Genomic DNA, 12,947 nt, shown 5'->3' with positions numbered 1-12,947 from the left:
CACTCCAAACGCTCGTTAGTCGGCCTTACCAACAGACCTAGAATATGGATCAATGGCATCACGCAAACCATCACCAATAAGCTGCACGGAGAAGGTTAGCAAAACAAGCACTGCAGACGGCACCAAAAGCACCCACGGAGAAGTCTGCACAACGCTTTGGCCAGCATTAAGCAAAGTACCAAGAGAAGTATCCGGAGCCTTAATACCAAGGCCCAAGAAGCTCAAAGCAGTTTCGCCGTTAATCGCACCAATAACACCAAGAACCGTGTTAATAATCAATACAGAACCCAAGTTTGGAACCAAGTGGCGCACAATAATGCGGAACGAAGAAACGCCCTCGAACTTAGCTGCACGAACATACTCACGTTCGCGCAAGCTCAAAGTCAACGTACGAAGAGTACGAGCGTAACCAATCCAACCAAAAGCTGTTAAGCCAAATGCCAACCACAGCCAATCGCTACCACCACTAGAAGCACTAATGATTAAAGCAATCAGCAGGAAGGAAGGAACAATCAGCAGCATGTCCAAAAGCCACATACCAACCTGCTCAAACCATCCTTCGAAGTAAGAAATGGCAGTACCAACCAAAGCAGCAATAACTGTAATGGTAATAGAACTAACAATACCAATGGAAAGTGAACGGCCAAGTCCGCGCACAACCATTGCGTACATGTCTGAACCGCCTGGCGTAGTGCCAAGCCAATGCTCTGCAGAAGGAGGAGTTGCTAGAGAAGAAAAGTCTGGTTCGTCGTAGCTCCACTTTGAAATCTTTGAGCCAAACAAAGCAAAAAGAATCAAAATTACAAGCATAACCAAGCCCACAACTGCAGACGGGCGACGGAAGAATCGACGCGTATAAAGCGTCATCTTACCAGTGCGTTTAAAGTTGCCCCAGGCACCAGCAGTAGCTTTTCTATCTGCAGCAGACTCTTGAGGTTTTGAAGATACATCTTTTTTATTCATATCAAATTCACCTACACTGTTCTGCTAGTTCAAACGAATACGTGGGTCGAGCCAAGCAGAGAAGATATCTGCAAGCAGAGCACCAACTAAGGTACATACAGCACCAAACGCTGCAATAGCAACAGAACCGTTAATATCGTTCTGCATAATGGTCTGAACGAAGTAGCTACCAAGACCGTTAATAGCAAACACGGTTTCAGTAATCACAGCACCCGTAAACACGCCTGCAATAGAGAAGGCGACGTCAACAGCTGTTGGAATCAAAGAAGTACGCAAAGCGTGGCGGCGAATAGCCAAATTCAAAGGTAAGCCCTTAGCGCGAGCCGTACGAACGTAATCAGCATTCATAGTATCGAGAAGATACGTGCGCTGCGTTAAATGATACCCAACCATGCCAGGAATTGTCATAACAATCGTCGGCAAAATCAAATGCTGAAGGAAGTCAAGAAGGAACATGAACGGGTCAGAACCCTGGTAAGAGTGCAAACCAGTAACGTAGAAAAGTCGCACGCCTGTTGCGCGGTTAATGCTAATAGCAGCAAGCACAACCATCAAACCCAAAACTGCTGCAGGAACAACCAGCAGGAAGGTTGCGGTGGAATTAAGAACTCTATCTTGCCACTTGTACTGACGGATAGCAGTGTAAACACCAACGCTAACACCGAGAACAATGCCAAGAATTGTAGCGCCAGTAACCAGCTGAACAGATGCGCCAATACGAGACATAATTGCCGGACCAACTGGAGCCTGATCTGGGCTCAATCCCCAATCCCACTTAGTAAAAATGTTGTAAATCCAACGGCAATAACGAGTAAACACTGGAGTCTGGTCGTTAATATTTGCCAAATCCAAAGAACGGTTGATTGATGCAATAGGTGGATGCGGATGCCTAGACATGTAGTTCGAACGCGGTCTCATAAAAGCACTTGTCAAGAAATACGTCATGGATACGGCAACAAACAACATCACCACATAATTCAGGCATCGTTTAACGATGTATCGTATCATTGTGACTCTTTTCTACGACTAGCCATTTTTTACCTCCATTCGGCATCCATAAATCTTGTGATTTACAGTATTGCCGATCTAACACTCGACCTTGAAAAAGGCGTGTTTGAATCGACCCTTGTCAATCCGGACACATAATTAGTATATTTTTAGCCAAGCTATGTACAAAGAGACAAACAGAAAATATTTTTGCACAGCACTTTTCTCAATATCCAAGGGAAAAATTTCGTATATATAAGTTATATTATACATATCTAAACATGCAAAAAAGCGCAAAATATCAGTGATTTCTAGCTATATTTTTACACAAAGATATGTATTTTAAAATCAAAAAAGTATTTTTATACATACAAAATACGTTTTATAAGCAAATATAATAAATTCAAAATTTAATTACAAAAACTGAATATTTACCGAAAAAATTGTAGTTTTACTAAAATAATTAATAGTATTCAAGCAAATGCCGAAAATAGGCATAGACAAGAAACACACGCGAGACATTGAGCAGTATACAATATTTTTTATTCGTACTTTCAACTCTAAAAGGAGAATGAATAAGCTCATGGCTGAAAACATCAAAGCCGTAACTCTGGAACATGTAAAAAATTATTCCAAACATTTTAACGAACAGCGCGCAAATCTTCTCGCCGCGAATGCAGCAGTAACAAATGGTGTGCTTAAAGCCGCAACAAGCTACCAAGGCAAGCGTGCTCTTCCTCGCGAATTCTCAATAGAATTAAAACAAGGCAGCATTACCAATCAGAAGCGCTCCGGACGCTGCTGGATGTTCGCCTCACTTAATACTTTGAGATACGAAGTAATGCATAAGTGGAATTTAGACGACTTTGAGTTTTCAGAAAGCTACCTATTCTTCTGGGACAAGATTGAAAAAGCAAACGCTTATTTGGAAAATGTGCTTTCAACACTTGATGAAGATGTTAATAGTCGACTTTTTGAGAGCATTAACTATGGTCCAATCGATGACGGCGGCTGGTGGCAAATGTTCGTCAACTTGGTAAACAAGTACGGACTTGTGCCAAAGAGTGCATATCCAGATTCACAGAACTCAGTCGACTCTGATGCATTCGTACAGTACATCAATACCAAGTTGCGCGAGTTTGCATACGAATTGCGTGAAGCTCATAAGAACGGAACTTCTTTGGAAGAATTGCGCGAAATGAAAGTTCGCGATTTGGAAACCGTTTATCGCATGACGACTATTGCCCTGGGTGAACCACCTGCACAGTTTGACTTCTTCGCACGAACTAAAGATGATGATGACGATAAGAAGGACGGCGAAAAAGACGAAACCAAGAAAGATGGCGAGAAAACCAGCAAAGCTGACAAGCCAAAAACCGGCAAAGATGAGCGTCCAATGATTTGTGAATATGGAATTACTCCACTTGAGTTCGCAAAGAAGTACGTCCCAGTTGACGTAAACGACTTCGTAACAATATGCAACGCACCTATGGAACGCACACCATTCAACAAGCTCTACCAATTCAAGTACAGCACCAACGTAGCTGAAACAAAGGAAATGGAATTTGTTAACGTTCCTCTCGATGTATTCAAAAAAGCAGCTGTAGACCAATTAAAAGATGGTCATCCAATCTGGTTTGCATGCGATTGCACACAGTTCTCCTTGCGTGACAGTGGATTCTTCGATCCTGCAGTTGTGCGCGTAGATGAATTGTTTGATGTGAAGTTTACATTCGATAAAGCTCACGGTTTGGAATATATGGATTGCCCAGGAAATCACGCAATGACATTCACTGGCGTAAATCTTAATAAAGATGGCGATCCAGATCGCTGGAAGATCGAGAACAGCTGGGGCAAGGATGCTGGCGAAGACGGCTATTATGTTGGCTCAGCAGAGTGGTTCGATCGTTATGTGAACGAAATAATCATCAACAAAAAGTACCTTGACAAAGAAACTTTAGCTGTATTGGATCAAGAACCAGTAATGCTTGAACCATGGGCTCCACTTTCGAAGCGTTGCCGTTAAATAGTTACCATTAAAAATTAAGTTTGGTAACCGTGTGAGCGCAGATTGCTTTTGCAGTCTGCGCTTTTATTTTTGTTTTACTTTTTATTTTTTATTTTTCATAAATTAAAAAGAAGCCCGGCGGGAAGAGAAACCCGCCGGGGCAGAGAGAAAGAGAGAAGAAGGTTTCAATTATGGGGTTCGAAAACGAACCTCGCTAATGGCGAACCATTAACACATGTTAGTATAGCTAAACATTCGTCCAAAGAAAAGAGTTTTTCCTTAAAATTTCCTTAAAATATTTTCTTTTAGAGAACCATTTGCTATGTTTTCTAATTTTATAATTTATTTATTGAAAATTTCAACCTATTTCTCACTATTTTCCAAAGATTTTTTTGCTGCAGCAAGTCTTTCTGCCTCGACACGCTGACGCTCGGACAAAGCAGATGCGAAACGCTCAAGCTCCTCCTCAACTGCTTCTTTTGGAATCTTGGCAAAAATAGGACTTGGCTTAGGCACAGGCGTACCTGCTACCAACTCCTCACTCTCCCAAGGATGAACAGTTTCCCCCAAGCGATAATCGCCCGTAATAATCGGATACTTGAAGTCTGGATTATCCAAATCTTCAACTTCTTCAATATGAGGCAAAGGCGAGAATACGCCAGTGCCACCAAGTGCTTCCCAAACTTTTTGAGCTGCATGAGGCAAGAATGGCGCAAGCAGATGATTAGCATCCGAAACAGCCTGAGCTGCAACATGCAACACAGTACCAAGGCGAGCCTCATCATCTTTAATTTTCCAAGGCTCAGTTGCAGAAATATATTTATTAATATCCGCAACTACTCGCATTGCTTCAGTAAGAGCATTCTTCTGACGATGACGCTCAATCAAACTACCGACCAAAGCAAAAGCATCAGAAGTTTGATCGAGAAGAGCGCGATCCATTGCAGTCATAGAATCTTCGTCAAGAGGAGGGATTACACCAAAGTTCTTATTAATAAGATTTGCCACACGATTGACAAGATTACCCCAGCTTGCAGCAAGCTCTTCGTTATTATGGCGAGCAAACTCAGCCCAAGTAAAATCAGCATCAGAATTTTCTGGACCAGCAATAGAAATGTAGTAACGCACAGCATCTACAGGGTAACGCGCCAAAATATCCTTCACATAAATCACGATTCCGCGCGAAGAGCTGAACTTCTTGCCTTCCATAGTCATGAACTCAGAAGCAACAACCTGTTCAGGCATGTTCAATGGACCATAAACGCCAGCCTCACCACCTTTAGAACCAGCACCGTTGTAGGCAAGCATTTCCGAAGGCCAAATCTGAGAATGGAAAGTAATGTTATCTTTGCCCATGAAGTAGTATCCAGGAGACTTAGGATCACACCACCAATCACGCCAAGCGTCTGGCTTGCCTTGTCGACGAGCCCACTCAATAGATGCAGACAAGTATCCAATAACAGCGTCAAACCACACATACAGACGCTTATTCGGATTATCAATCCATCCTTCAACAGGAACAGGAATACCCCAATCAATATCGCGCGTAATAGCTCGCGGCTTTACTTCATTAAATAATCCAAGCGAGAAATTAATAACATTCGTGCGCCAACCTTCGCGAGAATGAAGCCAATTAACATTCGCCTCAGCCAAAGCAGGCAGGTCTAGGAAATAATGTTCAGTTTCTTCAAAGCGCGGAGTTTCACCATTAATTTTAGAAACTGGATTAATAAGCTCATCCGGATCAAGCTCGTTTCCACAAGCATCACATTGATCGCCACGAGCACCATCTGCGCCACACAATGGGCATGTGCCTTCAATATAACGATCTGGCAAAGTACGACCAGTGGAAGGAGAAATAGCAACCTTCTGAGTGCCCTTGTAAATATAGCCGTTCTTTAAGCACTGACGGAACATTTCTTGCACAACATGCTCGTGATTTGCAGTAGTAGTACGCGTGAACAAATCGTAGCTCAAACCTAAATCGCACAAATCCTTAGTAATCACACGATTATAACGATTAGCAAGCTCTTGCGCAGAAACGCCTTCCTTATCTGCTTCAACCAAAATAGGTGTGCCGTGCTCATCCGTGCCAGACACCATTAATACGTCATTACCTTTCATGCGCTCGTAACGCGCATACACGTCCGACGGAACCCCGAAACCTGCAACGTGACCAATATGACGAGGGCCGTTAGCATACGGCCAAGCAACATTCACCAAAATATGACTCATAGACAATTATTATCTTGTTCAACGCGGACAGTACATAAGAACATTGCAAAAAGAATCCCAAAATATACGAGAAAACACGCTGAATAACAAGCCCCACACGAGTTCATCCACATATCCACAAGTTATAAAACCAGCCTGGAATTGAAGCAAATATAAACATAATCTCAACTTATGCATTACGAAACTTATTCACTACAAAGCATGAATTACAAAATATGCGTTAGAAAAACAACAATATGTGCGATACGCATTGTAAATAGTCGCGCTAAAAAATAAATATGCAAAAAGAAAGGATTGAGGAAAATTGAAAAAACAACAAAACATACGCGATTTATTGGATATTTGCGAAGAAGCACAAACACAATTCCCGGAATTACTTGACGACAACCATTTACCAGGCCCAATGTGCATGAAAAAACTTTCTCAAATTGGCGTATTCAATAGGCTTGATTTAAATGCAGGATATTCAAATAAAGCAGCTATTTCCACTCAAGGAAGAAGCAATATTGTGAGCAATCTTATACCTACAGAAAGCATAGCCTGCTTATTTACTGCAGCATGGGTTTGGATAGGAGGCAATTTTCCTGAAAATATAGATGTTATTGATTATGGGCATAGAAGAAAAAAGCCGCACGGCCATGCAATCCGAGCATTTCGAAGACACTTAAACAATGAAGAATACGTAATACTTGGAAAAATTAGAATAACAACGCCAGAACGAACAATTTGCGATTTAGCGTACACTCCAAGCGAAAACGAAGAGTACGAACCTTATAGAAAAGATATTGCTCACTTATTGATATCTAAATACAGCATTGACTTGCGAAAATGCAAACGTACTATTGACGGAAACCCATATTTCCCAGGCTCAATACATGCAAGAAATTGGATACGAAACATTGCGAAAGAAGCAAACAAACCATGGAAATAAAGAACTCTTATGCAACTAAAACAAGCAGCCCTCCAAAACCACCTATAATACTCACGCCATCTGTTGCTATCGACCCTGCAACAAAAACGGAAGTGCTATGGTATATCGCGCAAAAAATACCAGAACTTCGCAAATGGATTATTGCAAACCCTTCGGCAGACGCGCAAATCTTAGAATATATTTCTCAACAAGGCGGGCCTGACGTTCGTTACAGTTTTGAAGTGCTATTTTCTGCGTATGACAGCAATGAATAGAAAGCAAAAAATAGTAGCAAAAGCAGAAATCTTACTTTTGATCAGGTTTGTGCTCAAGACAAGACGCGTAAACTTGCTTACGATTAGCAAAAGATCCGTCAGCAAACGGATGCTCTTTTACTACTTTTGTAATGGCTTCTTTTATGCGCAAACCTTCGGATTCTGCACATTCAAGCGAAAGCTTTGCAAGAGCATCAATGCTTAAATCTGTGCTTTCAGACTGCACTTCTTCGTCACTTGCACCACCGATAACTAAAACTATTTCACCTCGAGGAGGATCCGCTAAAACACCATCGTGAATACTTTGCACAGTTCCACGACGAATTTCCTCAAAATCTTTTGTAAGTTCACGGCATAACGCCATTGGACGATTAGAGCCAAGTACTGCCAATATATCTTCCATAGCTTCTGCAATACGATGTGGAGCCTCATAAAATACTATTGTTCGTCGCTCGGCTTTAAGCGAGCGCAAATGCTGTTGACGCTCACCAGATTTACGAGGCAAAAAGCCTTCATAACAGAAGCGATCAGTTGGCAATCCAGAAAGAGCAAGCGCATCTAAAACTGCACTAGGACCAGGCGCGCAAGTAACAGGCAAATCGCGCTCTATTGCACGTCGAACAACAGCAAGACCCGGGTCGTTAATGGTAGGCATACCTGCGTCTGAAACAACAAGAACAGTGCTGCCCTGCTCAACTTTGTCTAGCAAACCATCTGCCTTGTTGCGCTCATTATGATCGTGATATGCGATTACGCTACCAGAAACATGTACGCCAAGGCGATTCGCTAAATCATAAAGCCTACGCGTGTCTTCAGCAGCAACAATATCAGCAGTTTCAAGAAGATTAATTAATCGTGCAGAAGCGTCTGCCATATTCCCAATAGGCGTAGCAGCTAAAACAACCTTACCTAAATTATCTTCTTCATCACACATCTTGAATCTCCTTATAAAACTTCTTAAAACTCTACACGAATTTATAAAAGAACGCACTTACAAAGCGAGGTATTTGATTAGAATTATGCTTAGTGTAATTGCAATATAAGCGAAACGAAAAGAGACACTATGAAGATTATAAATCAGAAAATAAAAAGTACAGATGGAAGCGATGCGCAGCTTATTGGATATATTTTAGACGATAATTTAGATAGCGAAGGCTTACAAAACCGTCCTGCAATTTTAATCTTGCCAGGCGGAGGTTTCTTGCGCGTCTCGAATCGTGAAGCAGAGCCTGTTGCCATGAAGTTTGCTGCAGAAGGATTCCACACTTTTGTGTTGCGATACTCGCTTACTCCAAGCACGTACCCAACTCAGCTTTTAGAAGCCGCAGAAGCGATGAGCTTAATTCGCAAAAACGCAAAAGAATGGCACGTAGATGCGCAAAAAATTGCAATTATTGGATTCTCCGCTGGAGGGCATGTGGCTGCAAACCTTGCAACTAGTGTTAGCGACGAAGTTGAGGAAGCAAACGGATATACGGCTGATGACGTGCGTCCAAATGCGCTTATGCTCGCATATCCTGTTATTTCTGCTGGAAAATATGCGCATAAGCCAACTTTCGATCGTCTATTTGGAGAAGTTAGCGACGAAAAGCGAACTGAACTCGTCAATAAACTTTCGCTGGAAAATCACGTGGATCGCAAAACTCCACCTGTATTTGTATGGCAAACTGTTACTGATCAAACAGTTCCAGTAGAAAATTCAATAATGTTTGTGAACGCTTGCGTTGAAGCTGGAGTAAGTGTTGAAGCTCACCTGTTCCCTAAAGGACCGCACGGCTTAGCTTTGGCAGTTAAAGAAACAGCAAAACGCGATGAAAATGGCGCAGTAATTCCTGAATTTGTGCAGCCAGAAGTTCAGCAGTGGGTTAAGCTTGCTTGCGATTGGTTGCATCGCACTTTTGCGTGATTTAACTTCAACACTCCCGCGTTTGTTCCCTTTTCGACCCATTTGGTAAACAAAACGCGGAAACAAAAAGCGGAAACAACAGACGAAACACAAGGCAAAAACAAAAACGTCGTCTACACGCCATAAGGGGCATGTTGACGACGTTTTTCTATTTGCTATCAATAAGTAATTTTAAGTAATCTCAATATTTAAGAGAAAATTACACTATTAATATTTCACACGATTTTTGGCATTGGAGTTGTTAGTGAAGATGTGAGATTTACCTGCACAACTCCAGCTCCAGCGTGAACTTCCACTTTCTTCAATGTCACAGTGCGAGAATCTTCAGGCGCATGATCATCGTCAGTCATAGTTGCTGGCGACTTTACAGCAACAAGCGCAAGGTCATCGAAAATAACTCCAGAATTTGCACACAAATCCTGCGCTTCTTTCAATGAATCAGCAAAACCTGCTTTGTCGATTACACGCTCAACAGGAACACCGTAAGCTTCTGCACACAACAAGTTAATTCGCTCCCTAAGCGTCTTTCCACGCCTACTTTCTGGAACTTTCGTTTCAACATCATCAGTTATTGCAGACACAAAATCGTCCAGCTGATTTGCCAAACCATCGCCACCATCACGGAATAAATTGCCAACAATAGGCTTTCTGAATCCTAAAGACTTGGCTTGTTCCAACAATTCAGGCACTTGATCATCCTCGCCTTCCCACAAATTAATCAACGGGAACGTAGGGATATTAAGAGATTCCAAACGAGAAACATGGAATGGGTAACGCCAAGCCAAAGTTTCGTCATCTCGCCAAGTAGTTGCGCGAGTAACTACAACTGCAGCAGCAGGCCACTTTGCGCCAAACTCGCGAGCAGCAATATCTAACCACTTTTGAGCACCAGCATCCGTACCATAACCTGCTTCCACCACTACAACATCATGCTCAGCGCAAGCCATTTCAACGCTTACAAGGCTTGGAATACCAAGCGAAACGTTCGCAAACGGGCCGCAATGGACGTAGATTGGAGAACCATTAATCGTCTCAGTTTTAGCAGGCTTTACAGCGTCGGCAAGAATATTGGTGATTCGCCACAAATCCACAAACTCACCAAACTTAACAGGCTTACCGTCTTTTGTGCCAGCAATCATTGAAGAAACACGATGAGAAATCTCGTCCATACTGCGCGACAACACTACGATTTGCATAAGCTCGCAAGTTGGCGTCAAAACAACGCGCTCAGGAACAGTCCCCTTGCCAAAATCAACAGCAATGCTTCGCAAAGATCGCGAAGGAACTTCACTAACTCGAGGAACTAAAATAGTATCAAGAACACCCTCGTCGACTGCTTTTTCCGCAAACGACACAAGCAAATTCTGCGCGCAAGCAATAGCAGCCATTTCACCACACAGGCCCCAGTCAATCAACTCAGGGTGAGAAAGCGAAGACTTACCGCCACCACTTGCACCACCTTTAGAACCAGCAGCTGTAATTCCCATGCTTGGCTGACGAAGAACTGCAGCTGCGTCCACACCGCGCTCACGCAATGCATCAACTAACGCGATAGTTGTAGTTGTTTTACCTTCTCCGCGAGAAGCTTTTAAAGGAGTATCAGCAGTAACAAGCAGAACCTTACCGCGCTTCCTAGGCTCCTCTGGATGTTGCTTTAAATAATCCAAGTACCCAAAGGCATCAATTTTTTTAACCAAACCGAATGTTGTAGTGTATGAATCAAGAATGCTCATGTACCCCTCTTTCATAGGCATATTGGCACAACTATGCATGCGGATAATGTTAATTACATGATTCATACTATACGATTGTTTGTTCGTAGCATAGCCACCACACGCAATATCTATACGCGTTATTATCAACGTCTATAGCAAAATAACAAAAGATAACAAAAATGCCTTCCGTGTGAAATAAAAAGTTCATTTCTTAGGAAGGCACTTAATTTTTAATAAAATTTAAATTTAGTGATCAGAACGATTGAAACCATTCTTCATACGCATGCTAGTGATGTACAGCACCGTGTCAAGCAAAGAATCGGTTTCTTTCTTCAACTTTGCTGCCATATCGTCATTTGCTTCAGCCAAAGCCTCGCGCACTTTATCGTTGCGAAGCTCGGCAATAATAGCTTCAGGATCGCGAACTAAATCATCGTAATCTTCGCCTTCATCACCTTCACGTTCTGGCTCGTAATCAGCCAAATCAACGCCAAGAAGATCTGCCACGGCAGCATCCGTAGACTTGACCATTGCGTGACCAAGGGAACCGACAACTTCTTGGTAGCGCTCAATCGCGTTTGCAGTGTCGTTAAATGCGGCATCCGCAAGAGCAGCAATAATGCGATTCTCCCAATAGAAGTTTTCGCTTGTTACGCGAGTAGTCGTATCTTCCAAATACTTTGGAGTGCGATTTACGTTTGGATAGAACGGAATCAAAGAATTGAAAGGATTAGAACCGTAAGTAATCCACTGAATTGCACGCATTGCTTCCGGCATGTAAGGGCGGATTTGCATTACAGCAAGCTCGCTTTGGCGATTAATTCCGATTGGACGCAACATATGACGAGTATGCTCATCTCCAAGATTGCCGTAAGGATCATACTCAGTGCCCTGATAGTGAGAGCTTAAAACGTACTTAATATCCTCAACAGTCACTTTACGCTCAGGCTGGCGAGCCCAAGGAATATCGTTGCTGTCCGGACGATGATCAGCGTCTTTACCATCCCACACTTCGTCATACGGATTCAAGAAGCGCTCCATGAACCATGCGCGAGGAGTGTTGTACACGTGGTCAGCATCCGAATGAGAGCCAAAAGCATCACGAGGGTTAAACGGAGAAGCGTTTTCCACCGACAAATCCAAGTGATTTTCTTCAATAAACTCAAGCAAATCAGCCGAGCACATATGCTCTTCTTGAAGATCAAAAGCATCATCTAAATCGAACTCGTCAATTCCGAGCTGGTTTGGCATAACAACATAAGCTTCATCCGGCACACGCTTAGCAATCCAATGATGACCACCGACAGTTTCAAACCACCAAATCTCGTTCACATCCGAAAATGCAACGCCATTCATCTCATAAGTGCCGTACTTTTCAAGCAATGCACCCAAACGCTCAACGCCTTCGCGAGCGCTACGAATATAAGGCAAAACAAGCGTTAAGAAATCTTCTTCGCCAATTCCACCCGGCACTTCCGGCTTGTAGTCAGCATCTCCAACTTTGCCTTGTTCTTTTTGAAGTTCAACCATTGGATCTGCGCCTAACACGCGCTCGTTGGACGTAAGCGTTTCAGTTGCGCTCATTGCAACATTTGCTTCGTTAACGCCAGCTTCTCCCCAAATTCCTTCGCGCAAGTCTGCATTTGGCACGCTTGTGTATTGCATTGGATTATCCGGCAACTCGACTGTTACGTGGCTAAGAACAGACTTATAAACGCGAGGTTGATCTTCCGGCTTTACTACCACTAAACGCTTCGGATTAAACTCGCCATTTGCTGAGTCTTCGTTACGCGCAATAAGCGTGGATCCGTCGTAACTTGCTTTTCTACCAACAAGAATTGTTGTGCATGCCATATTTGCATCCTCTGTTTTTAGATTTTATATTTTATTTTTAGATTTGTTACTGTTTGATTCTAACGCTTAGGCGTTAACTGCTAACCTAATTGGT

Annotated in this window: 10 protein-coding genes; 4 read left to right on the top strand and 6 right to left on the bottom strand. The window is 42.7% G+C overall.

The genetic code is table 11. The features are described from left to right. Positions 1–15: 15 nt before the first annotated feature. Both HXT43_RS00665 and HXT43_RS00660 read right to left on the bottom strand, forming a co-directional pair. Positions 16–963, bottom strand: coding sequence for an ABC transporter permease (locus tag HXT43_RS00665; RefSeq protein WP_004104713.1), 948 nt, complete (start codon positions 961–963; stop codon positions 16–18). Between the two features lie 24 nt (positions 964–987). Next, complete coding sequence (locus HXT43_RS00660; RefSeq protein ID WP_012914500.1) at positions 988–1,971, bottom strand: ABC transporter permease; 984 nt, start codon at positions 1,969–1,971, stop codon at positions 988–990. A gap of 562 nt (positions 1,972–2,533) precedes the next feature. Between HXT43_RS00660 and HXT43_RS00655 the strand changes: the two genes are divergently transcribed. Beyond that, positions 2,534–3,976, top strand: a complete 1,443-nt coding sequence (locus HXT43_RS00655) for an aminopeptidase C (RefSeq protein ID WP_032842247.1) — start codon at positions 2,534–2,536, stop codon at positions 3,974–3,976. A gap of 345 nt (positions 3,977–4,321) precedes the next feature. Here HXT43_RS00655 and metG read toward each other — a convergent pair whose 3' ends face one another. Then, positions 4,322–6,193 carry a methionine--tRNA ligase gene (metG, locus tag HXT43_RS00650; RefSeq protein ID WP_004118486.1) on the bottom strand — a complete coding sequence of 624 codons (1,872 nt, stop codon included), beginning with the start codon at positions 6,191–6,193 and terminating at the stop codon, positions 4,322–4,324. Positions 6,194–6,497: 304 nt separating this feature from the next. Here metG and HXT43_RS00645 point away from each other — a divergent pair, with 304 nt between their 5' ends. Continuing rightward, complete coding sequence (locus HXT43_RS00645) at positions 6,498–7,124, top strand: hypothetical protein (RefSeq protein WP_050397209.1); 627 nt, start codon at positions 6,498–6,500, stop codon at positions 7,122–7,124. Then, positions 7,115–7,378: a hypothetical protein gene (locus HXT43_RS00640; RefSeq protein ID WP_004104722.1), complete on the top strand. Its 264-nt coding sequence runs from the start codon at positions 7,115–7,117 to the stop codon at positions 7,376–7,378. The genes HXT43_RS00645 and HXT43_RS00640 overlap by 10 nt, the downstream gene beginning before the upstream one ends. A gap of 31 nt (positions 7,379–7,409) precedes the next feature. Here the strand turns inward: HXT43_RS00640 and rsmI are convergent, their stop codons facing one another. Continuing rightward, complete coding sequence (gene rsmI / locus HXT43_RS00635; RefSeq protein WP_004104736.1) at positions 7,410–8,312, bottom strand: 16S rRNA (cytidine(1402)-2'-O)-methyltransferase; 903 nt, start codon at positions 8,310–8,312, stop codon at positions 7,410–7,412. Between the two features lie 129 nt (positions 8,313–8,441). Between rsmI and HXT43_RS00630 the strand changes: the two genes are divergently transcribed. Further along, positions 8,442–9,284 carry an alpha/beta hydrolase gene (locus HXT43_RS00630; protein ID WP_101886197.1) on the top strand — a complete coding sequence of 281 codons (843 nt, stop codon included), beginning with the start codon at positions 8,442–8,444 and terminating at the stop codon, positions 9,282–9,284. Between the two features lie 215 nt (positions 9,285–9,499). Here HXT43_RS00630 and HXT43_RS00625 read toward each other — a convergent pair whose 3' ends face one another. Both HXT43_RS00625 and HXT43_RS00620 read right to left on the bottom strand, forming a co-directional pair. Continuing rightward, positions 9,500–11,017 (bottom strand): formate--tetrahydrofolate ligase, encoded by a 1,518-nt coding sequence (locus HXT43_RS00625; protein WP_174143538.1) that lies wholly within the window; start codon positions 11,015–11,017, stop codon positions 9,500–9,502. 228 nt (positions 11,018–11,245) lie between these two features. After that, complete coding sequence (locus HXT43_RS00620) at positions 11,246–12,853, bottom strand: C69 family dipeptidase (RefSeq protein WP_064340312.1); 1,608 nt, start codon at positions 12,851–12,853, stop codon at positions 11,246–11,248. Between the last annotated feature and the right edge of the window lie 94 nt (positions 12,854–12,947).

The organism is Gardnerella sp. DNF01195 (genome assembly GCF_049244175.1).
Lineage (GTDB): Bacteria > Actinomycetota > Actinomycetes > Actinomycetales > Bifidobacteriaceae > Bifidobacterium > Bifidobacterium leopoldii.
Note: the sequence above shows the minus strand (reverse complement) of the source record. Positions and strands in the feature narration are given on the sequence as shown.